The sequence below is a fragment of the Streptomyces prunicolor NBRC 13075 genome (assembly GCF_000367365.1).
In the GTDB taxonomy this organism is placed as follows: domain Bacteria; phylum Actinomycetota; class Actinomycetes; order Streptomycetales; family Streptomycetaceae; genus Streptomyces; species Streptomyces prunicolor.
The window spans coordinates 54,393-78,337 of sequence record NZ_BARF01000034.1 but is presented as its reverse complement, the minus strand read 5'-3'; the positions used below and the strand labels follow the sequence as shown (position 1 = coordinate 78,337).

The 23,945-nt window shown below is 70.0% G+C and carries 22 protein-coding genes and 1 pseudogene; 16 read left to right on the top strand and 7 right to left on the bottom strand.

Annotated elements, in window-relative coordinates:
- Positions 1-320: 320 nt before the first annotated feature.
- Entirely contained in the window at positions 321-1,169 is an 849-nt protein-coding gene (locus SPR02S_RS16170; RefSeq protein WP_019058022.1) for a LysR family transcriptional regulator, read from the top strand.
- Between the two features lie 16 nt (positions 1,170-1,185).
- Here the strand turns inward: SPR02S_RS16170 and SPR02S_RS16165 are convergent, their stop codons facing one another.
- On the bottom strand, positions 1,186-1,590 hold the full coding sequence (locus SPR02S_RS16165; protein WP_019058021.1) for a MarR family winged helix-turn-helix transcriptional regulator: 405 nt from the start codon (positions 1,588-1,590) through the stop codon (positions 1,186-1,188).
- A 97-nt stretch (positions 1,591-1,687) separates the two neighbouring features.
- Positions 1,688-2,038, bottom strand: coding sequence for a VOC family protein (locus SPR02S_RS16160; protein WP_019058020.1), 351 nt, complete (start codon positions 2,036-2,038; stop codon positions 1,688-1,690).
- A gap of 334 nt (positions 2,039-2,372) precedes the next feature.
- Between SPR02S_RS16160 and SPR02S_RS16155 the strand changes: the two genes are divergently transcribed.
- Positions 2,373-3,665 (top strand): COG1361 family protein, encoded by a 1,293-nt coding sequence (locus SPR02S_RS16155; RefSeq protein ID WP_019058019.1) that lies wholly within the window; start codon positions 2,373-2,375, stop codon positions 3,663-3,665.
- Between the two features lie 65 nt (positions 3,666-3,730).
- On the opposite strand, the gene SPR02S_RS16150 is transcribed toward SPR02S_RS16155, so the two are convergent.
- The gene (locus tag SPR02S_RS16150; RefSeq protein ID WP_026150590.1) at positions 3,731-4,762 is read right to left on the bottom strand and encodes a LacI family DNA-binding transcriptional regulator; all 1,032 of its coding nucleotides are present in this window, start codon (positions 4,760-4,762) and stop codon (positions 3,731-3,733) included.
- Between the two features lie 168 nt (positions 4,763-4,930).
- Between SPR02S_RS16150 and SPR02S_RS16145 the strand changes: the two genes are divergently transcribed.
- The gene (locus SPR02S_RS16145) at positions 4,931-6,952 is read left to right on the top strand and encodes a beta-galactosidase (RefSeq protein ID WP_019058017.1); all 2,022 of its coding nucleotides are present in this window, start codon (positions 4,931-4,933) and stop codon (positions 6,950-6,952) included.
- Between the two features lie 296 nt (positions 6,953-7,248).
- A complete protein-coding gene (locus SPR02S_RS16140; protein ID WP_026150589.1) occupies positions 7,249-7,530 on the top strand; it encodes a helix-turn-helix domain-containing protein in 282 nt (93 codons plus the stop codon).
- 30 nt (positions 7,531-7,560) lie between these two features.
- Here the strand turns inward: SPR02S_RS16140 and SPR02S_RS55785 are convergent, their stop codons facing one another.
- On the bottom strand, positions 7,561-8,454 hold the full coding sequence (locus SPR02S_RS55785; RefSeq protein ID WP_245607566.1) for a YhjD/YihY/BrkB family envelope integrity protein: 894 nt from the start codon (positions 8,452-8,454) through the stop codon (positions 7,561-7,563).
- Between the two features lie 138 nt (positions 8,455-8,592).
- Between SPR02S_RS55785 and SPR02S_RS16130 the strand changes: the two genes are divergently transcribed.
- The 12 genes from SPR02S_RS16130 (at position 8,593) to SPR02S_RS65965 (ending at position 20,593) form a co-directional block, all read left to right on the top strand.
- On the top strand, positions 8,593-9,555 hold the full coding sequence (locus SPR02S_RS16130; protein WP_019058014.1) for an SMP-30/gluconolactonase/LRE family protein: 963 nt from the start codon (positions 8,593-8,595) through the stop codon (positions 9,553-9,555).
- Between the two features lie 164 nt (positions 9,556-9,719).
- On the top strand, positions 9,720-10,181 hold the full coding sequence (gene crcB, locus SPR02S_RS16125; protein WP_019058013.1) for a fluoride efflux transporter CrcB: 462 nt from the start codon (positions 9,720-9,722) through the stop codon (positions 10,179-10,181).
- The gene (locus SPR02S_RS16120; RefSeq protein ID WP_019058012.1) at positions 10,178-10,558 is read left to right on the top strand and encodes a DUF190 domain-containing protein; all 381 of its coding nucleotides are present in this window, start codon (positions 10,178-10,180) and stop codon (positions 10,556-10,558) included. The genes crcB (SPR02S_RS16125) and SPR02S_RS16120 overlap by 4 nt, the downstream gene beginning before the upstream one ends.
- Complete coding sequence (crcB, locus tag SPR02S_RS16115; RefSeq protein ID WP_019058011.1) at positions 10,555-10,929, top strand: fluoride efflux transporter CrcB; 375 nt, start codon at positions 10,555-10,557, stop codon at positions 10,927-10,929. Before SPR02S_RS16120 ends, crcB (SPR02S_RS16115) begins: the two co-directional genes overlap by 4 nt.
- 88 nt (positions 10,930-11,017) lie before the next feature.
- A complete protein-coding gene (locus tag SPR02S_RS16110; protein WP_019058010.1) occupies positions 11,018-11,854 on the top strand; it encodes an undecaprenyl-diphosphate phosphatase in 837 nt (278 codons plus the stop codon).
- Between the two features lie 182 nt (positions 11,855-12,036).
- Entirely contained in the window at positions 12,037-12,714 is a 678-nt protein-coding gene (locus SPR02S_RS16105) for a FadR/GntR family transcriptional regulator (RefSeq protein ID WP_019058009.1), read from the top strand.
- Positions 12,711-14,153 (top strand): amino acid permease, encoded by a 1,443-nt coding sequence (locus tag SPR02S_RS16100; RefSeq protein ID WP_019058008.1) that lies wholly within the window; start codon positions 12,711-12,713, stop codon positions 14,151-14,153. Before SPR02S_RS16105 ends, SPR02S_RS16100 begins: the two co-directional genes overlap by 4 nt.
- Before the next feature lie 32 nt (positions 14,154-14,185).
- On the top strand, positions 14,186-15,205 hold the full coding sequence (locus SPR02S_RS16095; protein WP_026150588.1) for an asparaginase: 1,020 nt from the start codon (positions 14,186-14,188) through the stop codon (positions 15,203-15,205).
- Positions 15,206-15,323: 118 nt separating this feature from the next.
- Positions 15,324-16,733 (top strand): aspartate ammonia-lyase, encoded by a 1,410-nt coding sequence (gene aspA, locus SPR02S_RS16090; RefSeq protein WP_019058006.1) that lies wholly within the window; start codon positions 15,324-15,326, stop codon positions 16,731-16,733.
- Positions 16,734-16,769: 36 nt separating this feature from the next.
- Complete coding sequence (locus tag SPR02S_RS16085) at positions 16,770-17,702, top strand: glutaminase (protein ID WP_019058005.1); 933 nt, start codon at positions 16,770-16,772, stop codon at positions 17,700-17,702.
- 123 nt (positions 17,703-17,825) lie between these two features.
- The gene (mptB, locus tag SPR02S_RS16080; protein ID WP_019058004.1) at positions 17,826-19,220 is read left to right on the top strand and encodes a polyprenol phosphomannose-dependent alpha 1,6 mannosyltransferase MptB; all 1,395 of its coding nucleotides are present in this window, start codon (positions 17,826-17,828) and stop codon (positions 19,218-19,220) included.
- The gene (locus SPR02S_RS65965; RefSeq protein ID WP_019058003.1) at positions 19,217-20,593 is read left to right on the top strand and encodes a glycosyltransferase 87 family protein; all 1,377 of its coding nucleotides are present in this window, start codon (positions 19,217-19,219) and stop codon (positions 20,591-20,593) included. Before mptB ends, SPR02S_RS65965 begins: the two co-directional genes overlap by 4 nt.
- Before the next feature lie 59 nt (positions 20,594-20,652).
- Here SPR02S_RS65965 and SPR02S_RS60210 read toward each other — a convergent pair.
- The 3 genes and pseudogenes from SPR02S_RS60210 to SPR02S_RS16060 all read right to left on the bottom strand — a co-directional run.
- Positions 20,653-21,468: pseudogene (locus SPR02S_RS60210) on the bottom strand (D-alanyl-D-alanine carboxypeptidase family protein); the annotation flags it as partial.
- A gap of 149 nt (positions 21,469-21,617) precedes the next feature.
- On the bottom strand, positions 21,618-22,757 hold the full coding sequence (gene rho, locus SPR02S_RS16065) for a transcription termination factor Rho (RefSeq protein WP_019058001.1): 1,140 nt from the start codon (positions 22,755-22,757) through the stop codon (positions 21,618-21,620).
- A gap of 300 nt (positions 22,758-23,057) precedes the next feature.
- Positions 23,058-23,885: a class I SAM-dependent methyltransferase gene (locus SPR02S_RS16060; protein WP_019058000.1), complete on the bottom strand. Its 828-nt coding sequence runs from the start codon at positions 23,883-23,885 to the stop codon at positions 23,058-23,060.
- Between the last annotated feature and the right edge of the window lie 60 nt (positions 23,886-23,945).

Sequence of the window (23,945 nt, the reverse complement as noted above, 5' to 3'; positions counted from 1 at the left end):
GGGGAGGGGAATTGAGCAAGGGGGAATTGGCGAGCAGGCCGGAGCCGCCGTCACGTGTCAGTGCGCAGGGCGGACGTGATCAGCGATAACTCGGGAAGGGTGCCGCGGAAAGGCGGTGGGTCAACGACAGCGCGCGCTGCACGCCACGCCGAAGTCAATGACTCGGCGCTGCGTCAGAAGGGCAGCGAAAGCGGTCGTGTGCAGCATGCGCCCATCATGACCGGCCGCGACCGATCGCGTCCAACGATGATTCCGCATCGAAATCGATCAGTTATCGCGATCGATGCGGATCGAGACGTGGAACGGCTACCGTCACCGGCATGCCCCAACCTGTCCTCGACATCGTGGCCCTGCGCAGCCTGACCGCGATCGCCGACTGCGGCGGCTTCCACCGGGCGGCCCGGGCCCTCGCCCTGAGCCAGTCCGCGGTCAGCCAGCATGTGCGCAGGCTGGAGAAGACGCTGGGCCGGCCGATCGTCGAGCGGGACGGGCGCGGCACCCGGTTCACCCCCGAGGGGCGACTGCTCCTGGAACAGGCCCGCCGCATCCTCGCCGTGCACGACGAGGCCGTACGCACGCTGCTGGATGTGGACGGCGACACCGTCACCATCGGCTCCACCGAACACGCGGCCGACCAGTTCCTGCCACGGCTGACCGCGGCCGTCCAGGAGGTGCGGCCCGGCTGCCGGGTCCGCTTCCGCATCGACCGCTCGGCCCGCCTCGTCGAGGCGGTGGAACGCGGCAGTGTCGACGTCGCGGTGTACGTCACCGAGGCCGCCGCCACCGAGGGCACACCGGTCGGCGGCCTCCCGCTCACCTGGCACGCCACGCCCGGCTGGCAGCCACCGGCCGCGCCCGCGCCCGTCCCGCTGGTCGCCATCGAGGACCCGTGCGCGATCCGCCGCCGCGCGATCTCGACCCTCGCCGCGCACGGCGTCCCCGCGGCGGTGGTCGGCGACGCCGGCTATCTCGCCGGGGTCCTCGACATCGCCCGCACCGGACAAGGTGTCGCGCTGCTCGCCGCGTTCGGCACGTCTCCGGACGGCCTGGCCCCCTACGACGGGCTGCCCTCCGTCACCCCGATCCCCATGAGCGCACTCGCCCGCCCCGGCGCCGACCCGGCGACGGTCGAGGCGGCCTTCGCGGCCGTACGGGATCTGCTGCGCTGAGCTGTCGGGGAGGCGATCAGCCCTGGGTGTCGTCGTCCAACATCCGTACCAGGACGCCCCGTTGGAGAGGGAGCACCTCCGCGTGCAGGTCGCGGCCCTTGCGTGTCAGAGCGACCCACACCCCGCGTCGGTCCTCGACGCACACGGAGCGTTCCACGAGGCCGTCCTTCTCCAGCCGTCCGATGAGGCGGGAGAGGGCGCTCTGGCTGAGGTGGACCCGGCCGACCAGGTTCTGCACCCGGCAGTGGTCGCCCTCTTCGGGCGCTTCGGAGGCGAGCATGTCGAGCACCTCGAAGTCGCTCGCGCCCAGGCCGTGCGGGTGCAGTACGCGGTCGATCTCGCACATCGTCCGCGCGTGCACGGAGAGAATGTCCCGCCACTGTTCCTCCAGCTGCCGGGCGCCGGCCGTCTTGACTGCCATACCCGCACGGTAACACTGATCCGGTCATTTATTGAGTGCGCAACTAGTGCGTGTGCAAGTAGCGGGCCCGGGTGTGACGGCCGGTACGGAATCGGCGTCAGGCGGCCGGATTCTGCGTGAGCCCGACGAAGTTCCCGTCCGCGTCCTTCACGAACGCGATGAGCTTGCCGCCGCCGACGTCCTGGACGTCCTGCACCAGCTCGGCCCCCGCCTCCACCATGGCCGCGAGCCGTGTCCGAATGTCGTCCACGGTCCAGTACGGCACCGGTCCGGTCATGCCCTTGGCGTGCCCGTTCGGGTCGAGACCGACGTCCTGCCCGGCGGCCTTGTAGCCGACGTAGTACGGCTCGTCCGCGTACGGCTCGACCCCCAGCAGCGCGCCGAACAGGGCCTTCGCGGCGTCGAGGTCCTTGACGGGGTAGATGATCGTGTTCAGTCCTTCGGTCATGGCGAACTCCTCCGAGAAGCGTGGTCCGGCGGATTTCGCCGGTGAATTCAGGCTAGGGCGGGGGAGAGGTGAGGGCTTCTTCAATCCTGACCGGATGGCGCCGTCGAACTCGGCATCGGAAGTGGAAGCGCGGCCTCCCGCCGCTGTGGGCGGCTGTCGGCGTACCGACACGGCGGGCCACGTGCGTCCCCCCTACAACCATCCGCCCCGGAGGAGGGTCCAACTCCCGCCCGGTGCTTCTCATTTGCCGGGCTCTCTGCTGTCTCAACTGGGGGATGTCATGAGTTCAGTCTCCGTAGGGCGTCTACTGCGTCGCGGAGCTTGTGCCGGGGCCGTGGGGGCGCTGGTCCTCTCCGGTCTCGGAAGCGGGGCCGCCTTCGCCGACGACGAACCGCAGACCGACCAACTGTGGATCCAGGCGCCGTACGACCAGACGGTGACCGTCGCTCCGGACGGCGGCACTGCGCAGTACCGGACGCTGGCGCTCGGCCTGTACCACGACAACGACAACTTCACGGTGACGGACGGACACCTGACCGTCGACATCTCCGGGCTCGCCGGGGTCGCCGAGGTGGTCTGGCCCGACACCTGCACGCCGAACGGCGCGGGCACCGTCGCGGTGTGCGACACCGGGGACGTGCCCACGGGCTACAGCGCCGAGGTGCAGCTCAAGGTGCGGGCCGTCGCCGGCGCCGCCCTGGGAGCGCGGGGCACGATCGAGTACTCCGCCGAGGCCACCGGCGGCCCCGACGGCACTCTCACCGCTCCGGAGGGCTACGAGACCCCCGTCACCGTCCGCTCCGGCCCGGACCTCGGCACCGCCGCCCCGCAGGACACGACCGGCGTCGCACCCGGCACCGACCTCACCGTGCCGTTCGCCGTCACCAACACCGGCAACGAGACCGCCCGCGGCTTCACCGTGCAGATGTACGCGACGTACGGCCTCGACGTCGTCACCCGCTACCCGCAGTGCACCTACACCGAGCCGGACGCCGGCGGCACATACATGCCCATGACGCACGCGACCTGCACCTTCGACACCGACATCGCACCCGGCGCCACCGTGGAACTGCCCGCGCCGCTGCGGCTCACCGTCAACGACCACGCGCTCTTCGACCGGTTCGACTACGACGTCGAGCCCGTCGACGGCATCACCGACCTCGACAGCTCGGACAACGGCCGCGCCTGGAGCATCGAGGCCGACAACACCGCCGACTTCGCCGCGCACGGCACCGAGGTGAGCGGCGCGGCCGGCGACACCGTCACCACCGCCATCCGATTCACCAACGACGGCCCGGCCTGGGTCGCCAACGCCGGCTCCGGCGACCCGGTCGCCGTGGTCGACTACTACCTCCCCGAGGGCACCACCGCCACGACCGTGCCCGAACACTGCAGCGGTGCCCATTCGCCGGGCGACGACTCGACCATCGGCCACTTCGCCTGCTCCCTGCCGATCTGGGTCAAGTCCGGCACGGACGTCAGCTTCCCGTTCCAGCTGCGCATCAACCGGGTCGTTCCCGACGCGACCGGCCACGTCATCGTCCATGCCCACGCCGACAAGCCCACCGTCTTCGACCCGAACAGCGCGAACAACACGGCCGACGTGATCCTCAACCCGACCGCCTGACCGCGAGGAGGGGAGGGGGCGCGTCCGCGGATCGCCCCCTCAACTCCCCCCGAGAGCCCGCCCGTTCACGTCGACTCCCGCTTCACCAACTCCGTCGGCAGTATCACCGCCGCCGTGTCCTCGCCCCCGATCTGCGCCAGCAGCACCCGCACCATCTCCGCGCTGATCCGGTCGAACGGCTGCCGCATCGTGGTGAGTTCGGGGCTGGACGCGAGCGCGGCGGGCGAGTCGTCGAAACCGCCGACCGCCACGTCCTCCGGTACGTGCCGCCCGGCCCGCTCCAACGTGGTGAGCACACCCCGCGCCATCAGGTCGGAGGCGACGAACACCGCGTCCAGGTCCGGGACTTGGGCGAGCAGCCGCTCGGCACCCTTCTCGCCGCTGAGCCGGCTGTAGTCGCCGGAGACGACGAGACGGTCGTCCACCTCGATGCCCGCCTCGGCGAGCACCTCCTTGTAACCGGCGAGGCGCTCGACACCGCCCGGGGTGTCCAGCGGCCCGGTGACCGTGCCGATGCGGCGGCGGCCCAGGGAGAGCAGATGCCGGGTCATGTCACGGGCGCCTTCCCGGTCGTCGGCGGCGACATAGCTGATCTTGGAACCGAGCCCGATCGGCTTGCCGCACGCGACCAGCGGCACGCCCGCCTCGCTCAGCTCCTCCGCCACCGGGTTCCCGGAGTGACTGGAGACCAGCAGTACCCCGTCGACGTGCCCGGAGGTGATGTACCGCGTGATGCGCCGGCGCTCGTCCTCGGTGCCGGCCAGCATCAGCAGCAGTGGGATGTCGTGCGCGGCCAGTGCCTGCGTGCAGCCGCGCAGCAGAATGTTGAAGTTCGGGTCCTCGAAAAACTTCTCCTGCGGTTCCGTCAGCAGGAAGCCAACGGAGTCCGAGCGCCCGGTGATCAGTGACCGGGCGTGCCGGTTCACGACGTAACCCGTCCTGCGGATGGCCGCGTTGACGGCCTCCTGCGCGGCCGGGCTCACATAGTGCCCGCCGTTGAGGACACGCGACACCGTGCCCCGCGAGACGCCCGCCTCGCGCGCCACGTCATGGATCGTCGGTGGTCTGCGCCGACCCCCCGTATTGGTCATGGTCAAGACTCTACGGCTCCCGGGCCCGGGGCCAGAAGCGCCGGTATGGGAGCGTTCACAGCAGAGAAACGTCAAGGACACTTGTCAGCGGTCGCGGGCGTGCGGTTATGTTGGGGTCGCGCCCCAGGGCGTGCTGTGTGCACGTTCCCAAATGATCGACTACGGGAGAGATCCATGCCGGAGACCACACCCAGGGGCCTCACCCGCCTCGCCTTCGGTGGGGACTACAACCCCGAGCAGTGGCCGGAGAGCGTCTGGCCGGAGGACGTCCGGCTGATGCGGGAGGCCGGCGTCACCATGGTGAGCGTCGGGATCTTCTCCTGGGCACTGCTGGAACCCGAGCAGGGTGTGTACGACTTCGGCTGGCTCGACCGCCTCCTCGACCTCCTGCACGAGCACGGCATCCGCGCCGACCTCGGCACGCCCACGGTCGCCCCGCCCGCCTGGTTCTACCGCGCCCACCCCGAGGCCCTGCCCGTCACCGCGGACGGCACCCGTTACGAGTTCGGCTCACGCGGCGCGATCTGTCACAGCAACGCCGACTACCGTGCCGCCGCCGCGACCATCACCACCCAACTCGCCCAGCGCTACGGCGCCCACCCCGCCCTCGCGATGTGGCACGTCTTCAACGAGTACGGCGTCCCCGTCTCCGCCTGTTACTGCGACTCCTGTGCCGCCCACTTCCGCCGCTGGCTGACCAAGACGTACAAGACCGTCGACGGCGTCAACGAGGCCTGGGGCACCGCCTTTTGGGGCCAGCGCTACGGAGACCTCGACCAGATCAACCCGCCGCGGCTCACCCCGACCGCCGTCAACCCGGCCCAGGCGCTGGACTATTCGCGGTTCGCCGACGCCACGATGCGCGAGAACTTCGTCGCCGAACGCGACATCCTGCACCGCCTCGCGCCCGGCATCCCGGTCACCACCAACTTCATGACCGCCCTCAGCCAGTGCGAGTCCGTCGACTACTGGGCCTGGGGCCGCGAGGTCGACCTCGTCACCAACGACCACTACCTGATCACCGACGGCCGCCGCACCCACGTCAACCTCGCGATGGCCGCAGACCTCACCCGCTCCGTCGCGGGCGGCGCCCCCTGGCTGCTCCTCGAACACTCCACCTCGGGCGTCAACTGGCAGCCCCGCAACCCCGCCAAGGCCCCCGGCCAGATGGCCCGCAACGCCCTTTCCCACGTGGCACGCGGCTCGGACGGCGCGATGTTCTTCCAGTGGCGGCAGTCCCGGCGCGGCGCCGAGAAGTTCCACTCCGCGATGCTCCCGCACGGCGGCACGGAGACCCGCGTCTGGCGCGAGGTCGTCGAACTCGGCGCGTCCGTCGAGGAGTTGGGCCAGATACGCGGCACGCGCACGCAGGCCGACGTGGCCGTCGTATGGGACTGGCAGTCGTGGTGGGCGCAGAAACTGGAGTGGCGCCCCAGCGAGGACCACGATGCTCGCGAGCGCGCCGACGCCTTCTACGAGGCCCTCTACGACCGCCACCTCACGGTCGACTTCGCGCACCCGGAAGCCGACTTGTCGGCCTATCCCCTTGTCGTCGTACCGGCGCTGTATCTGATGACGGAGGCGGCCGGCCGCAACCTGGAGCGGTACGTCGAGAACGGCGGCACCCTCGTCGTCTCCTACTTCTCCGGCATCGTCGACGAGCACGACGCCGTCCACGAGGGCGCCTACCCCGGCGCGCTGCGGGACGTACTCGGCCTGACGGTGGAGGAGTTCTCGCCGCTCCTGGCGGGCCAACAGGTGCGGATCACCGGACCCGACGGCTCGGAACTCACCGGTGACGTCTGGACCGAGTTCGTCGTTCCGAACGGCGCCGAGACCGTGTGGACGTACGCCGAGGGCCTCACCGCCGACCACCCGGCCGTCACCCGGCACCGCCTCGGCGAGGGCACCGCCTGGTACGTGTCGACCCGGCTCGACGCCCACGGCCTGGACGCCCTGCTCGGCTGGGCGACCGAGGACGCCCGGATCACCCCGCGCGCCGACCTGCCGTACGACGTCGAAGTCGTACGCCGGGAAGGGGAGTTGGGCAGCTTCCTCTTCGCGATCAACCACAGCGCCTCGGACGTCAAGGTGCCGCTCGGCACCGACGGCACCGAGCTGCTGACCGGCGAACGCGCCGCGGGCGGTCTCGCGGTCCCCGCCGGAGCCGTGCGGGTCGTACGACTCGACGGCTGAGCCCGAACTCCCCTCCGCCCGCGCGAGCCGCGAGCCGCGGGTGGAGGGGGACGTCCTCGTCCGGCGCGCGTACGTTCTTGTTCGGCTGCGACGGTGCAGTTCGGCCAACACCGTTTCCGGAAGCCGGAGTTCGTTCCCGGCGGTCCCGCCCGTTGCCCCACGCCCCAGCGGCGACGGCCGTGCCGAACAGGAACGGTCGGTCCCGGACAAGGGGCACCGAGTCCGGGACGCGGCGGGCCGGGCTGCGGGAGAGTGGGAGCACGCGGCAAGCGGCGCGCAGGACGGAGGGTCACGAGATGCTGAGGACTCCGGCAGGTCAGCGACGGTTGGACATCCTGGAGTGGCTGAGAGATCCGGCCGCCCACTTCCCGGAGCATCGGTTCGTCCCCGAGACCGGTGTCACCTCGGAGGCCGTGGCCGCCAAACTGGGCGTGTCCCGCCAGGTCGCCGACACCCACCTCGAACTCCTCGCGGGCATGGGCCTGTTGCGGGTGCGGCGGATCCGGCTGCGCACCTACTACCGGCGCGACGAGGTCTGTATCGCCGAGGTGGCCCGGATGTTCGAGAAGGGCTGGTAGACCCGGCCCCGCCTCGGCTCCCGGCGGACCTCACACCTTGTCCTGCCGGGAACGCGTCGGCGGTTCCTCCTGCTCGGCGTCCGTACCCTTCGGAGTCTCCGGCTCCGTGCGGAACGCCGCCTCCGGGTCCCCGAACCGCTCGCACAGCAGCCTGCCGACCAGCGCGCCGCCGTAGAGCACGAAGCCCACGCCGACCAGCCAGGACTCCACCACCAGGACCGTGCCGACCGGGCCGTAGCTGACCGCGTTGGTGACCAGGAGCGGGGTGAACACCAGGTACGAGAACCAGCGCAGGCCGACCAGGCCCGCCATCGTGGCGAGCGCGCCCGGGAGCAGATAGCGCCACGGGATCTGGCGGTTGAGCAGGAAGTGCGGGCCCCACCAGAAGAACAGCAGGCCGGCCGCCATGCTGAGCAGGATGCGGGGCGTGCCCTCCAAAACGTTGCGGGTCTGCACCTGCGCGTACAGATAGCCCATCAGCATGACCAGCCAGATCAGTTGGCGCCGCCAGACGCGATGCCACGGGGCGTCGGTCGGGCGCCACACGTGCTCGTAGCCGCTCTGCACGCTCGACGCGAAGGACAGGCCGAACAGCGCGAGCAGCGCCACGCTCCACGCGCTGGTGGCGCCGATGACCTTGCGGGGCGGGGTGAACACGTCGGTGAGCGCGCGGGCCGAGCGGCCGGACAGGTCCATGCCGTCCACCAGCCACAGCGCGAACCCGCCGTGCCCGATCGGATCGGCCGCGGCCACCACGATCAGCAGCGGTGCGAGGGTGACCAGGGCCAGCGTCGCGAACCCCATCGCCCGGTGCAGCAGCTCCAACTCCCTCCCGCGCCGGTTGAGTTCGGCCAGTCCCAGGCCCTGCCACAGCTCGCGCACCCGTCTCACCGGGGACGTCCCGCACGGTGGGTGGCCGTCCATGGCATGAGGGCCCCCTTCTCGCCGACCGGCAGCGGGATCCGGGTCACCGGCAATACGCTCGGCAAACGTGACCGAGCGCCGCGACGACCGGGAAGAACAGCAAGCGTACGCGCGCCGGACCGAACCGTGGAGGCTTTCGTGGACCGACCCCAGGCCCTGCTCGCCCGCCGTTACGTCGCGATCGGCGGCCGTGGCCCGGAGGACGTGGTGGCCGACGCCCGCGGCCGGGTGCTGACCGGCGTCGAGGACGGCCGCATCCTCCGCCTCGACGGACTGACCGACCCCGAGGCGGTCCGGGTGGAGACCCTCGCCGACACCGGCGGCAGGCCGCTCGGCCTCGAACTCCTCCCGGACGACGGCCTGTTGGTGTGCGACGCGGAACGCGGGCTGCTGCGCGTCGATTTGGCGGACGGAACCGTACGCGTCCTCGCCGACTCGGTGGCGGGGGAGCCGCTGCGGGGCGGCAGCAACGTGGTCGCGCTGTCGGACGGCAGCGTGTACTTCACTGTCTTCAGCCTCCGCTACTCGATCGATCAGTGGATCGGCGACATCGTCGAACACACCGGCACGGGACGGCTGTTGCGCCTCGCACCCGGCGCCGACAGTCCCGAAGTCCTCCTGGACGGACTTCAGTTCGCCAACGGGCTCGCCTCGAGCGCCGACGAGTCGTTCCTGGTCGTTGCGGAAACCGGCGCCCGCCGTCTGACCCGTTACTGGCTCACCGGACCGAAGGCGGGCCGCGGCGAGTGCTTCGTCGACGACCTCCCAGGAATGCCCGACAACCTCTGGCGCGGCGGCCCGGACGGGCCGATCTGGGTGGCGCTGGCCGGCCCGCGCGTCGCGCCGCTCGAACTCCTCCACCAGGCCTCACCCGCCGTACGGCAGGCCGCGGCCCGTGTCGCCGTGCACATGCCCTTCCGGCCCACCGGCACGATCGGAGCCATGGCATTCGACGACGACGGAGCCGTCGTCCATCACCTCGCCGCGCGCGGCTCGTCGTACCGGATGGCCACCAGCGTGTGCGAGGCCGCCGGGCACCTGGTGCTGGGCAGCGTGTGGGAGCGCGGGATCGCGCTGTGCGAGCCGCCCGTCCCGAAGTGACCCCGGCAGGCCCCCGGCGTTACCCTGATGCCCGGCCGCGATCACCTCTCGCGGCGCGGCGGTGGGGCCCGCCGTACCCGAACCGCGGCAGAGGTGCCGCCAACGGTCCCTACTTGTAGTGGCGTGTGCCCTCAGGGCCCCCGACGAGTAGGAGACGTACGGCCATGTCAGCCCCCGAAGCCGAGAGTCTCCGCGCCCGGTCCCAGGCGCCGCGCCCGTCCGTCTGGCGTGGTCAGGGCCCCGTCGTCGCGGTGGTCGCGCTCGGCGGCGCGATCGGGGCCGTGGCCCGGTACGCGGCCTCGCTCCGGTGGCCCGCGCAGGGCGGCGGTTTCCCGTGGACGACCTTCGGGATCAACGTCGTCGGGTGCGCCGTGATAGGCGTGTTCATGGTGGTCGTCACCGATGTGTGGGCCGCCCACAGGCTGGTGCGGCCGTTCTTCGGCACCGGTGTGCTCGGCGGCTTCACCACCTTCTCGACGTACGCCGTCGACATCCAGAAACTGGTGGACGCGGGCCATCCCCGCACCGCGCTGGCCTATCTCGCCGCGACCCTGATCGCGGCGCTCGCGGCCGTGTGGCTCGGGGCGACGACGGTCCGTCGTGTCCTGAAGCGGAGGCAACGATGACCAGGCTGACCGGCGGCGCCCTGCGCGTGACCGTCTTCATCGGCGAGAACGACACCTGGCACCACAAGCCCCTCTACACGGAGATCGTGCACCGCGCGCACGCGGCCGGTCTTGCCGGCGCCAGCGTCTTCCGGGGCATCGAGGGCTTCGGCGCCTCCTCCCTGATCCACACCACAAGGCTGCTGTCGCTGAGCGAGGACCTGCCGGTGGCGATCGTGATCGTGGACACCGAGGAGCGCGTACGGGCGTTCCTGCCGGAGCTCGACGAACTCGTCGGCGAGGGGCTGGTGATCCTCGACGAGTGCGAGGTCATCCGGTACGTGGGCCGCGCGGACGACTCCGGTGATTCGGGCCGGAAAGGTAAGAGGTCGTTGTGAACTGGGTGCTGGTCGTCGCGGGAGCCATGGTCGGTGCTCCGCTCCGCTATCTCACCGACCGCGCGGTGCAGACCCGGCACGACTCCGTGTTCCCCTGGGGCACCTTCGCCGTGAACGTCTCCGGCTGTCTGATCCTCGGCGTGCTGACCGGTGCGGTGTCCGCCGGTGCGGCGGGCTCGCATCTCCAACTCGTCATCGGGACAGGGCTTTGCGGGGCCCTGACGACGTACTCGACCTTCTCGTACGAGACACTGCGGCTGACCGAGACAGGGGCGGGGCTCTACGCTGCCGCCAACGTCGTCGGCAGCGTGACGGCAGGCCTCGGTGCGGCATTTGTCGGGGTGTCGATCGCGCAGGCCCTGTGGACGTAAGGGTTCGGGCAGCTCCCGTGTCTGGGCAGGACCGTTCCCGGCGCTATTGTCTACAGCACTGTCGACCAACTCCCAAGAACTGGATCTCATGAGCGTCATCAGCGTCGGTCAGGCCGCCGTCCTCGGAGTCGTCGAGGGGGTGACCGAGTTCCTTCCGGTCTCCTCGACCGGCCATCTGAAGATCGTCGAGGGGCTGATGAACATCCCCGTCGACGACGACTCCGTCGTCGGGTTCTCGGCAGTCATCCAGGTCGGCGCCATCGCCGCCGTCCTCGTGTACTTCTTCAAGGACATCGTGCGGATCGTGACCGCGTGGGGCCGTGGCCTGCGCAATCGTGAGGAGCGCTATCACCACGACTACAAGTTCGCCTGGTGGGTGATCTACGCGACGATCCCGATCGTGATCGTGGGCCTGGCCGCGAAGCCGCTCATCGACGGGCCGCTCGGCTCGCTGTGGGTGGTGGCCGCCTCGCTGATCGTCGGCAGTGGTGTCATGTGGGTGGCCGACCAGATGGGTCGGCACAAGCGCGGTGAGGACGACACCACCTTCAAGGACGCGATGCTGGTGGGCAGTTCGCAGATCCTCGCGCTGCTCTTCCCCGGTTTCTCGCGCTCCGGCGCCACCATGTCCACCGGTCTGATCCTCGACCTGGACCGCGTCGCCGCGACCCGGCTCTCCTTCTTCCTCGGCATCCCCGCGCTGACCGGCGCCGGCATCTACGAGCTGAAGGACGCGCTGGGTGCGGGCGTGGGCGCCGCTCCGCTGGCCGTCGGCACGATCGTGTCCTTCGTGGTCGCCTACGCCTCCATCGCCTGGCTGCTGAAGTTCGTCGCGAAGCACTCCTTCAACGCGTTCGTGATCTACCGGATCATCATCGGCCTGCTGCTGTTCGGGCTGCTCGGCACGGGTGTGCTCAACAGCTGACGGTCACTGGCACCGTGCGGACGATCATCACAGCGGGCGTGAAGCCGGATTTTCAGGCTTCGCGCCCGCTGAGTCTTTCTTTTCCGATCGCTTGACAGCACTGTCCCGCCACCCGCAGGATCACGTCCGTGAACCTGTCAGACAGCCAGACAGGTGGAGTCGGGCCGCGGCGCGTCAGCGCCATGGAAGCGGTGCTTGTCCACCTCCGCGGCGCCATCGAGCGCGGCGACTACGCCATCGGCGACAAGCTCCCCTCCGAGGCGGAGCTCTGCCGCACCCTGGAGATCAGCAGGCCCGTGCTCCGCGAGGCCCTTCGTGCCCTCCAGACCATGGGACTGACCGTCTCCAAGACCGGCAAGGGCACCTTCGTGGTGGCCAACGCCGTGGAGGACCCCACCTTCGGCGACTACGCGGCCAGCGACCTGCTGGAAGTGCGCCGCCATGTCGAGATCCCGGTGGCCGGGTACGCGGCGCTGCGCCGCACCCCGGAGAACCTGGACCACCTGGCCCACCTCCTGGACCGCATGGAACGGGAGACCGACACCACCGCGTGGGTCGCGATGGACACCCTCTTCCACCTCACGGTGGCGGAGGCCGCTCAGAACCCGGTGTTCCGCCGGGTCATCGAGGAGATCCGCGACGCGCTGGCCCGGCAGTCCGCGTTCCTCAACGAACTCGGCGGCCGGCGCGAGCAGTCCAACCGCGAGCACCGGGCGATCGTCGAGGCGCTGATCGACGGCAGCGAGCCGGACGCCGTCGAGGCCATGTCCCACCACCTCGACCGGGTCGAGACGACCCTCACCGACATCGTGCGCCCCGCGCGCACGAACACCCCCAAGGAAGGCGGACCCGAGGCGTGAGCGAGCAGTCCCTGCACGACAGCGTGCAGAAACGATCCGGCCATGTAGACGCCGGCGACGCGGGCTACAGCAAGTCCCTGAAGTCCCGGCACGTCAACATGATCGCCATCGGCGGCGCGATAGGCACCGGCCTCTTCCTCGGCGCCGGCGGCCGCCTCGCCGACGCCGGCCCCTCCCTGTTCATCGCGTACGCGGTCTGCGGCCTCTTCGCCTTCCTCGTCGTACGCGCCCTGGGCGAACTCGTCCTGTACCGGCCCTCGTCCGGCGCCTTCGTGTCGTACGCCCGCGAATTCCTGGGCGAGAAAGGCGCATACATAGCGGGCTGGATGTACTTCCTGAACTGGGCCACCACCGGCATCGCCGACATCACCGCCGTGGCCGTCTACACCCACTACTGGAGCATGTTCTCCGACATCCCCCAGTGGGTGATCGCCCTGATCGCGCTCGCCGTGGTCCTCACGGTCAACCTGATCTCGGTGAGGATGTTCGGCGAGCTGGAGTTCTGGTTCGCGATCATCAAGGTCAGCGCGCTCGTCGTCTTCATGCTCATCGGCATCTTCCTGCTGGTCACCCAGCACCAGGTCGACGGCACCACCCCCGGCCCGTCCCTGATCACCGACAACGGCGGCATCTTCCCCAACGGCCTGCTGCCCATGCTCCTGATCATCCAGGGCGTCGTCTTCGCCTACGCCTCCGTCGAACTGGTCGGCGTCGCCGCCGGAGAGACCGAGAACCCCGAGAAGATCATGCCGAAGGCGATCAACTCGATCATGTGGCGCGTCGGCCTCTTCTACGTCGGCTCGGTCGTCCTGCTGTCGATGCTGCTGCCGTGGAACAAGTACAGCGCGGGCCAGAGTCCCTTCGTGACCGTGCTGTCGAACATCGGTATCCCGGCGGCCGGCGGTGTCATGAACCTCGTCGTCCTCACCGCGGCCATGTCCTCGCTCAACTCCGGCCTGTACTCCACCGGCCGCATCCTCCGTTCCATGGCCATGTCCGGCTCCGCCCCCAAGTTCACCTCGGTCATGAGCCGCAGCCAGGTCCCCTACGGCGGCATCCTGCTCACCAGCGGCATCTGCGTCCTCGGCGTCGGCCTCAACTTCGTGGTCCCGGCGGACGCGTTCGAGATCGTCCTCAACTTCGCGGCGATCGGCATCCTCTCCACCTGGGGCATGATCATGCTCTGCCACTTCCTCTTCTGGAAGAAGACCGAAAAGGGCGAACTGACCCGCCCCAGCTACCGGTTGCCGGGCTCTCCCTGGACCGAACTCGTGACGCTGGCCTTCCTCGCCTCCGTCCTGGTCCTCATGTACGCCGACGGCGGCGCCGGACGCACCACTGTGCTCTGTCTGCCGCTGATCGCCGCCGCGCTCGTCGCCGGATGGTTCGCCGTCCGCCGCCGCGTGGCCAGCACGTCCTCCACCGCACCCGACGCGTGAGACCCACGTCGTCCTGACCCCGACAGGCAATGATGTACAGCAGTTCCCTCGCGGACCCACCCCTCATCCGTGAACCCCTCCACGCACCCGTCGCCCACCTCATACGCGGCGGAATGATCGAGGGCATCCACTACGGTTCCGTCGTCGTCCTCGATGCCGACGGCCAGGTCCAGCTCCAGATCGGCGACATCGAGGCGGCGTTCTATCCGCGCTCGGCGATCAAGCCGGTGCAGGCCGTCGCCATGGTGCGGGCCGGGTTGCCGCTCGACGGTGAGCTGCTCTCGCTCGCCGCCGCGAGTCACTCCGGCGAGGAGCGTCACCTCGCCGGGGCTCGGCGGATCCTCGAACTCGCCGGGCTCACGGAGGAGTCGCTGCGCAACGTTCCTGACCTGCCGTTCGATCCCGTCGTGCGGGATGCCTGGGTGCGGGAGGGGCGGGCGCCGTCCCGGCTTGCGCAGAACTGTTCCGGGAAGCATGCGGCGATGCTCTACGTGTCGAAGCTCAACGGGTGGTCCCTGGACGACTATCTCTCTCCTGAGCATCCGCTTCAGCAGGCCATCGCGGAGATCGTCGAGGATCTCACCGGGCAGCGGATCGCTCGGGTGAGTGTGGATGGGTGCGGGGCCCCTTTGTTCTCCATCTCCCTGCATGGGCTTGCGCGGGGTGTATCACGGATCGTGAGTGCGGCGCCGGGTACGCCTGAGGCGCGGGTTGCTGATGCGATGCGGGACTATGCGGAGATGGCGTCCGGGGCGGGGCGGGATGTGGCTGCGTTGATGCGGGCCGTTCCTGGGCTGTTGGCCAAGGACGGGTTCGAAGGGGTTCAGGTTGCTGCGTTGCCTGATGGGCGGGCTGTTGCTGTGAAGGTGTCGGACGGGGCCAATCGGGCGCGAGTGCCTGTCGCTGCGGCTGCGCTTGTTCGGGCCGGGGTTGAGGAGGGGCTGCTCACAGAGTTTGCGGGGGAGCCGTTGCTCGGTGGTGGCGAGCCGGTGGGGTGTGTTCGGCCTGTGCGGGCTTTGGACCCGGTGTTGCCGTTTTCTGCGTGTGCCTAGATCGGTTGTTGGGTCGCTGCGGGTCCGTTGTGGCTGGTCGCGCCCGCGCGGCGGAGCCGCATATCGACACAGCCCCGCGCCCCTAAAAAACACCTGAACGCTGTTGGAAGAGGGACCCATGTCTGCCATTACCCGTCGCGAACATGATCTGCTCGGGGATCGGGATGTACCCGGTGATGCCTACTGGGGTGTTCACACCCTGCGGGCCACGGAGAACTTCCCTATCACCGGGACGCCGATCTCCATCTACCCGCACTTGATCAATGCTCTTGCCGCCGTGAAGGAAGCCGCCGCTCTCGCCAATGAGGAGTTGGGGCTGCTCTCGGCGGAGAAGACGGCCGCGATTGTCGCCGCCTGCCAGGAGATTCGGGACGGGAAGCTGCACGACCAGTTCGTCGTGGACGTCGTCCAGGGTGGGGCCGGTACCTCGACCAACATGAACGCCAACGAGGTTGTCGCGAACCGGGCGTTGGAGTTGCTGGGGCATGGCAAGGGTGAGTATCAGTACCTGCATCCGAACGAGGACGTCAACCTCGGTCAGTCAACCAATGACGTGTATCCGACCGCCGTCAAGATAGCGACCGTCTTTGCCGTACATGGGTTGATCGCGTCAATGTCTGTACTGCAGGACGCCTTCGCCCGTAAGGCTGTTGAGTTTCGTGACGTGCTCAAGATGGGCCGTACACAGTTGCAGGACGCGGTGCCGATGACGCTCGGTCAAGAGTTCTCGGCGTATGCGGTCATGATTGACGAGGATCGTCAACGTCTTGACGAGGCTGTCCAGTTGATCCATGAGATCAATCTGGGGGCCACGGCCATCGGGACCGGGCTCAACGCGCCTGCCGGGTATGCGGAGTCGGCTCGGCGGCATCTCTCGGAGATCACCGGGCTGCCGTTGGTGACGGCGGCCAACCTGGTCGAGGCCACGCAGGACTGCGGGGCGTTCGTGCAGATGTCGGGTGTGCTCAAGCGCGTTGCGGTCAAGCTCTCCAAGAGCTGCAACGACCTGCGGCTGTTGTCCTCGGGGCCGCGTGCGGGGCTCGGGGAGATCAACCTGCCGCCGGTGCAGGCCGGTTCGAGCATCATGCCGGGCAAGGTCAACCCGGTGATCCCCGAGGTCGTCAACCAGGTCGCCTTCGAGGTGATCGGCAACGACGTCACCATCACGATGGCCGCCGAGGCCGGACAGCTCCAGCTCAACGCGTTCGAGCCGATCATCCTGCACTCGCTGTCGGAGAGCATCACGCATCTGCGGGCTGCCTGCCTCACGCTCGCCGAGCGGTGCGTGGACGGCATCACCGCCAACACCGAGGCGCTGCGCGCGAGCGTCGAGAACTCCATCGGCCTGGTGACCGCGCTCAACCCGCACATCGGGTACACGGCCGCCACCGACATCGCCAAGGAGGCCCTCGCCACCGGCCGGGGTGTGGCCGAACTCGTCCTGGAGAAGGGCCTGTTGCCCGCCGAGACACTCGCCGCCCTGCTGCGGCCCGAGGTCCTGGCCGGCAGCGGACCCGTAGCCGTCTGATCCGCCCACGCGCACCAGGACCCGCCCGGAGGCACAATGGTGATCATGTCCCCATCGATGACCTTCCAGCCGGTCCTGGAGCGCATCGCCGGTGAGATAGAGCGGATGCCCGGCCGTGGCCGGGCCGCCGACTACATCCCGGCGCTCGCGGCCTGCGACCCGCGCCGCTTCGGCATGGCCGTGGCGGAGCTGGACGGCACGGTGTACGGCGTGGGGGACTGGCGGCAGCCGTTCTCCACGCAGTCCATCACCAAGGTCTTCACCCTCGCCCTCGACCTGGCCCGCGAGGGCGACGAACTGTGGGAGCACGTGGGCCGCGAGCCCTCCGGCAACCCCTTCAACTCCCTTGTCCAGCTGGAGTACGAGAGCGGCATCCCGCGCAACCCGTTCATCAACGCGGGCGCGCTCGTCGTCACCGACCGGCTCCAGACCCGTACCGGAGACGCGGCCGGAGAGCTGTTGGCCTTCCTGCGTGCGGAGAGCGGGAACCCGTCCCTCGACTTCGACAAGGAAGTCGCCGCCTCCGAGTCCGCGCACGGCGACCGCAACGCGGCCCTCGCCCACTTCATGAAGTCCTACGGCAACATCGACAACGAGGTGCCCGTCCTCCTCGACCAGTACTTCCGGCAGTGCTCGGTCATGGCGTCCTGCGCCGATCTCGCCCTCGCCGCCGGTTTCCTGGCCCGGCACGGCAGCCGCGCCGACGGCTCCCGGCTGCTCACCCTCACCCAGGCCAAGCAGGTCAACGCCGTGATGCTGACGTGCGGGACGTACGACGCGGCGGGCGAGTTCGCCTACCGGGTGGGCCTGCCCGGCAAGAGCGGAGTGGGCGGCGGCATCATCGCGATCGTCCCCGGCCGCTGCACCCTCGCCGTATGGAGCCCGGGACTCGACGAACGGGGGAACTCGGTCGCCGGGGTCGCCGCCCTGGACCGCTTCACGACACTCACCGGGGTCTCGGTGTTCTGACCGCACCTCGAATTCATCGGTACCGAGGCCCGATCACACGGAGGTCACGCGCAGGCCGCCGTCCGGAGAGCGGCACGTCGCTTTCCCGCCATCCGGCGTTGACACGCTGACCGAGTGTTGGCCATGGCTTTTCCCGTCGATCTCCGCCGCTGCCAGGTACTCGGCCTGGCCGGTACCGCCGTGCTCGCCCTGGGCGGTGAGACGGCCGGAGCGCTCCCGGCCGCGGACCTCTTCTCGCCGGCCTCCGCGCAGGCGGCGCTCGGGCTGGTCGGGGTCTACTTCGGTGTCGTCCTGCTGATAGCGGCGTGGCTGCTGCTGGGCAAGCTGGTCCGCAGCGCCGAACCGCCCACCCCGCGCTCCCTGTTCCTGGTCCTCGCCGTGTGGGCGGCCCCGCTGCTGCTCGCGCCGCCGCTGTTCAGCCGGGACGTGTACAGCTACCTCGCGCAGGGCGCCATGGTCGACGCCCACATGGACGTCTACGCGCACGGCCCCGCCGCGCTCGGCGGTCCCCTCGCCGACGAGGTCGCCCCGCTGTGGCAGCACACCGGCGCGCCGTACGGCCCGGTGTTCCTCGCGATGGCCTCGGCGCTCTCCGGACTGACCCGCGGCGAACTCCCCGCCGGGCTCTTCGGGATGCGGCTCGTCGCCCTCCTCGGAGTGGGCCTGATGGCCGCCGCGCTGCCCCGGCTCGCCCGGCACAGCGGCGCCGACCCGGCCGCCGCGCTCTGGCTCGGCGCCCTCAACCCGCTCGTCCTGCTCCATCTCGTCGCGGGCGCCCACAACGACGCGATCATGCTCGGCCTGCTCGGCATCGGCCTGGTCGCCGCCCTGGGCCGCTGGCCGATCCTGGGCGCCGTACTCGTCACGCTCGCCGCTCTGGTCAAGGCACCGGCCGCGCTCGGTCTCGCCGCGGTCGTGCTGCTCCAGATCCGCGCGGGCCATCGCCCGGCGAAGGCCGTCACGACGACCGTCGTCGCGTCCGCCGCCACCACGGTTGCGGCAACCGCCGTCGCGGGCACGGGCTACGGCTGGATAGGCGCCCTCGACACACCCGTCTCGGCGCACAACTGGGCCCTCACCAGCCTCCTCGGCCGTGCCACCGGCGCCCTGCTGAAACACCTCGGCAGCGATCTCGCGCCCTTCGCCGTCCCGGCCTGGCACGCCCTCGGACTCGCGGTCACCGGCGCGGCCATCCTCGCCATATGGTTCCGCCTGCGCCCCAGCCCGGTCTACGCCCTCGGCCTGAGCCTCGCGGTCGTCGCCGCCTTCGGCCCGGCGATCCGCCCCTGGTACGCCCTGTGGGGCCTCTTTCTCATCGCCGCCGCCGCGCCGAGCACGTCCGTACGACACCGGGTGGCCGCCGTCACGGGAGTCCTCGCCCTCGCCGTCCTCCCGAGCGGCGGCCCCGCCGACATCGGACAACTCGTGCTGGCCGTCTCCGGCGGTGTCCTCGCGATCGTCGTCCTCTGGCAGGCCCGCCAGGCGGCCGAGGCCCCGGCCCTGGGACGTACGGCATGAGAACACTCCACACCGACCGCGGCCGACTCCTCCTGGTACTGACCCTCGCCGCGACCGTCACCGTCTTCACGGCCACCGTCCCCCTGCTCCGCGACTGGTTCGACCTGCGCGTCTACTACGGCACTGTCCACACCTGGCTCCACCACGGCGGCCGGATCTACGACTACCAGGTGCCGGGGACGACGTACGGCTTCACCTACCCGCCGTTCGCCGCCGTCAGCATGGCCCCGATGGCGTACGTCGGTCTCGGCACCGCGATCGTCGGCGCGCTGGTGCTCAACCTGGCGGCTCTCGGCGTAGTCCTTCGGATCCTGGCCGGGCCCGGGTGGCGGCGCTACGGCTGGTTCGGGTGGGCGCTGGTGGCCTGCGGGCTGGCGCTGTTCGAGCCGTTGCGCGACACCTTCAGCTTCGGGCAGGTGAACATCCTGCTGCTGGCCCTCGTCCTCGGCGACGGCTGGCTCCTGTCCACCGGGAGGGGCCGCTGGGCGGGCGTCGGCATCGGCCTCGCGGCGGCGATCAAGCTCACGCCGGCGCTGTTCATCGCCCTGTTGCTGCTGGCCAGACGCTGGAAAGCCGCCGCGGTGGCGACGGCTGTGGCGCTCGGGGCGACCGGGCTCGCGGCGTTGGTGGTCCCGGACGCGTCGAAGTTCTACTGGACCGACGCGTTGTGGGACACGACCCGGGTGGGCCGCCTCGACTACGTCTCCAACCAGTCCCTGCAAGGCGTCCTGGCCCGGCTCGGCGAGACGGGCCGCCCGCTGTGGGCGACGGTCGTCGTGCTTGTACTGGCCGTGTGGGTGGTGCGAGCGCGCCGTGCGATCGTCGTCGGGGACTGGACGGCCGCGTTCGCGCTGACCGGGCTGACCGCGTGTCTGATCAGCCCGATCACCTGGGTGCACCACCTCGTGTGGCTGCTGCCGGCCTTCGCCGTACTCGTCCGCGCCGGGCACCCGCGGATCGCGGGCGCCCTCTACGCGGTGATGTGCACGAGTGTGGTGTGGCTGTGGTTCGACGACTCCTCGGGCATCGACGGCTTCCTCGGCAGCAACACGTACACCTGGGTCACACTCGGCCTGCTGCTGTGGCTGCCGACGGGTCAGACCGGCGGGAGCCGCCTGATCTTGAACCGCATCGCGGCCACCACCGCGCCCGCGCCCAGCACCGCGGCGGCCACGATCGCGGCGGTCTCGGCCCAGCCCGGACCCTCGTCCGCTACGGCCGCCGCGGCCACCGGTACGGCCGCGGGACCCGGCCTCGGCCCGGCCCGCAACGCGTCCAGCGACCCCACCGGATCGACCCGCCCGGCTGCCGCGAACCCCCAGTCGAGCAGCTCGCGCGCCTCCTCGTACACGGTGAAGCCGCCGCCCGCCTGAGGGTTCATCACGGTCACGACGAGCGAGCGCCCACCCCGACGCGCCGCCGCGACAAGGGTGTTGCCGGCGTGCGTGGTGTAGCCGTTCTTGACGCCGATGAGCCCCGGATACGGCTCCACGCCGTCGTTGCCGGTCAGTAGGCGGTTGGTGTTCTGGATCCCGTACGACGAACCCTCGCCCGGGAACTGGGCCTCGGCAGTTGAGCAGTAGCGAGCGAAGTCCGCGTTGCGCAGTCCGGCCCGGCCGAACACCGCGAGGTCGAAGGCGGAGGACACCTGGCCGTCGGTGTCGTAACCGTCCGGCGAGATGACATGGGTGTCGAGCGCGCCGAGGGCCCGTGCCTTGGCCTGCATCCGGGTGGCCGTGGTGTCCCAGCCGCCGTTGAGGGCGGCCAGGACGTGCACGGCGTCGTTTCCGGAGTTGAGGAAGACCCCGCGCCACAGGTCTGCGACGCGGTAGGTGTGGCCCTCCTCGACCCCGACCAGGCTGCTGCCCTCGCCGATGCCGGACAGGTCCTGCTCGCTGACGCGGTGTTGGATGCCGCCGGGGAGGACGGGGAGGACAGTCAGCGCGAACAGTGTCTTCAGGGTGCTGGCGGGTGGGAGTTTGCGGTGGGCGTTGTGGGCGGCGAGGACCTCGCCGGTGTGGGTGTCTGCGACCAGCCATGACAGGGCGGAGATGTCTGGGACCTGGGGTGTGCCGGGGTGTGGGCGGACCTGGGTGTCGGGGCGGTTCAGGAGCGCGGGGGGTGGTGCCGCTGTGCCGGGATCCGACCCGGTGTTTGCTGCCGCCGCGACCGGGGTGAACGCGAGGACGCCCGCGAGGCAGAGGGCGCAGGCCGGCACGGTGATCCGGGGTGGGAATCCGATTGTCATACCGCAAACGTAGAAACGGCGGGGCCGTAGAGGGTGTTGGCTGGGCCGTGCAGGGTGAGTCAGTACCCGGATGCGCTAGTGATTCGTCTGACGGCCGGTGGGGGCTGGTCGCGCAGTTCCCCGCGCCCCTTAAGGCGTGACCGGCCCCGTCAGTTTGAAGGCAGCGTGGGCTGGATTTGGCGTAGGAACGTTGCGTTGTCCGGGGTTTCTCGCATCCGCTCCAGCAGGGTTTCCAGGCTGCCCTGGGCGTCCCTGTTCTGGAGGACTCGGCGCAGGCCCCGTACCGCCGTCAACTCGGCCTGGGTGAGGAGGAGTTCCTCTCGGCGGGTGCCGGACGGGGTGATCTCGATGGCCGGGAAGATTCGGCGGGAGGCCAGGTCGCGGCTGAGGCGGAGTTCCATGTTGCCGGTGCTCTTGAGTTCCTCGAAGTAGACGTTGTCGGCGAGGGAGCCGGTCTCCACCAGGGCGGTGGCGAGGATGGTGAGGGAGCCGCCCTCCTCGGCCAGGCGGGCGGCGCCGAAGAACTTCTTCGGGCCGATCAGCGCGGTCGAGTCGACGCCGCCGCTGAGGGTGCGGCCACCGGAGGCCGCCGCGTTGTTGTGCGCCCGGCACAGCCGGGTCAGTGAGTCGAGGAGGATCACTACGTCCTCGCCCGCCTCGACGAGCCGCTTGGCCCGTTCGATCACGAGCTCGGCCAGCGCGATGTGCTGCTTGGGGGCCTTGTCGAAGGTGGAGGCGTACACCTCGCCGCGCACGGAGCGCCGCATGTCGGTGACCTCCTCGGGGCGTTCGTCGAGCAGGACCACCATGAGGCGGGCCTCGGGGTGGTTTCCGGCTACGGCCGCCGCGATCTGCTGGAGCAGTACGGTCTTGCCGGTTTTGGGCGGGGCCACGATCAGGCCGCGCTGGCCCTTGCCGACGGGGGCGATCAGGTCGGCGACGCGTCCGGTCAGGCCGGCCGCCGGGTGTTCGAGGTGCAGCCGCTCACGCGGGTGCAGCGGGGTGAGGTCGCGGAAGTGGCGTCGGCCGCGCAGTTCGGCGGGCGTGTGCCCGTTGACGAACGCGACCTCGGTCAGGGCGCGTTGGCCGCCGCGGACGCCTTCCACGAGGTCGCCCTTGCGCAGGCCGTGACGGCGGATCAGCGCGGGGGAGACCTGGAGGTCGGTGGGCGAGGACTGGCAGTTCAGCGCCCGCAGGTGCCCCTTCCCGTTGCCGTCGATGTCGAGGACGCCGGTGGCGGTCTGGATGCGGGGCTGTTCCTGTACTGGGGGTTCAAGTGTGGTGGTCATGATGGGTGGTCCTTTCAAGGACGAGTGCATGTGCTTGTGGTGTGTCATGCGGAAGGAAGGGGGAGAAGCCGCGGGCGGAGGGCGAACTGGCGCTCCTCGGGGCGGCGGGGAACATCACCTCGGGTACGGCGGAAAGACGCCGGTCACGAAGTGGTGTGGAGAAGCCGGTGTGCCGGTCGGAGATCGACGGGCTGTTCGGCGAAGGTGAAATCAGATCTGCACCGGCGCCCACAACGGGGCGTACACAAGTGCTGACCGCACCGTAGCACACCCGGTGCGGTTCTGGGTGTGACGTAGGGCTCAGCGACTTGCCAGGAGGCCGTACAGGAGGGGGATCCGGGGCTCGGGCAGGCACCACCAGCCGGTCTCGGTCCGGACCATCTGCGGCCAGCGCGGCCACGGCAGTTCGTCGCTCTCGCGAAGGTGCCGGATGTTCAGTCCCGCTGTCGTCAACGCGTTGATGACTTCGTCTATTCCGTGCATCCACTCGTAGCTGTCGGTCGCGCCCGCCACAGCCGGGCCGTCGGTGTACGTGAACGTCGCGTCCCGGTGCACCGGGCCCCCGCCGCCCAGGTAGTCGTGGCGCAGCAGGAGTTCCGGTCCTTCGCCCGGAGCCGGCTTCGGGCCGAGGGAGTTGAGCAGGGGGTGGAACTCGACGATGTACAACAGGCCGCCGGGGCGCAGGAGTTGGGCGACCGTGTCCGCCCAGCGTGGTAGGTCGGGCAGGTAGCACAGGGCACCCTTGCCGGTGTACACGACGTCGAACTGCCGTTGTCCCAGGGCCGCTACGGCGTCGTACACGTTCGCCTGTACGTAGTCGACGTCGAGGCCCGCCTTCGCCGCGATGTCGTTCGCGGCCGCGACGGACGCCTCGGAGAAGTCGAGGCCCGTGGCACGCGCCCCGCGCTGTGCGAACGCGAGGGTCTCGGTGCCGAGGTGACACTGGAGGTGGAGCACGTCACGGCCGGTCAGCTCGCCGAGGTCGTCCCACTCGAAGGCGGCGAACCAGCGGGCCGGGTCCGGGTCGCCGTCGAGGCCGTAGAAGCGGCTGGCGAGGTGGACGGGGGTGCGGGCGTCCCAGTTCGCCTGGTTGGCGCGCATCAGCCGGGACTGGTCGTCGGTGCTCATGGGGACATCCTGCCGTGAACCTGTGAGGAGTTTCCGGCTTCCCGCCTCATACCAGCCATA

Coding starts and splice junctions, on each gene's coding strand:
- SPR02S_RS16170 (WP_019058022.1), top strand. CDS start 321: ATGCCCCAACCTGTCCTCGACATCGTGGCCCTGCGCAGCCTGACCGCG.
- SPR02S_RS16165 (WP_019058021.1), bottom strand. CDS start 1,590: ATGGCAGTCAAGACGGCCGGCGCCCGGCAGCTGGAGGAACAGTGGCGG.
- SPR02S_RS16160 (WP_019058020.1), bottom strand. CDS start 2,038: ATGACCGAAGGACTGAACACGATCATCTACCCCGTCAAGGACCTCGAC.
- SPR02S_RS16145 (WP_019058017.1), top strand. CDS start 4,931: ATGCCGGAGACCACACCCAGGGGCCTCACCCGCCTCGCCTTCGGTGGG.
- SPR02S_RS16140 (WP_026150589.1), top strand. CDS start 7,249: ATGCTGAGGACTCCGGCAGGTCAGCGACGGTTGGACATCCTGGAGTGG.
- SPR02S_RS55785 (WP_245607566.1), bottom strand. CDS start 8,454: ATGGACGGCCACCCACCGTGCGGGACGTCCCCGGTGAGACGGGTGCGC.
- crcB (WP_019058013.1), top strand. CDS start 9,720: ATGTCAGCCCCCGAAGCCGAGAGTCTCCGCGCCCGGTCCCAGGCGCCG.
- SPR02S_RS16120 (WP_019058012.1), top strand. CDS start 10,178: ATGACCAGGCTGACCGGCGGCGCCCTGCGCGTGACCGTCTTCATCGGC.
- SPR02S_RS16110 (WP_019058010.1), top strand. CDS start 11,018: ATGAGCGTCATCAGCGTCGGTCAGGCCGCCGTCCTCGGAGTCGTCGAG.
- SPR02S_RS16105 (WP_019058009.1), top strand. CDS start 12,037: ATGGAAGCGGTGCTTGTCCACCTCCGCGGCGCCATCGAGCGCGGCGAC.
- SPR02S_RS16095 (WP_026150588.1), top strand. CDS start 14,186: ATGTACAGCAGTTCCCTCGCGGACCCACCCCTCATCCGTGAACCCCTC.
- aspA (WP_019058006.1), top strand. CDS start 15,324: ATGTCTGCCATTACCCGTCGCGAACATGATCTGCTCGGGGATCGGGAT.
- SPR02S_RS16085 (WP_019058005.1), top strand. CDS start 16,770: ATGGTGATCATGTCCCCATCGATGACCTTCCAGCCGGTCCTGGAGCGC.
- mptB (WP_019058004.1), top strand. CDS start 17,826: ATGGCTTTTCCCGTCGATCTCCGCCGCTGCCAGGTACTCGGCCTGGCC.
- SPR02S_RS65965 (WP_019058003.1), top strand. CDS start 19,217: ATGAGAACACTCCACACCGACCGCGGCCGACTCCTCCTGGTACTGACC.
- rho (WP_019058001.1), bottom strand. CDS start 22,757: ATGACCACCACACTTGAACCCCCAGTACAGGAACAGCCCCGCATCCAG.
- SPR02S_RS16060 (WP_019058000.1), bottom strand. CDS start 23,885: ATGAGCACCGACGACCAGTCCCGGCTGATGCGCGCCAACCAGGCGAAC.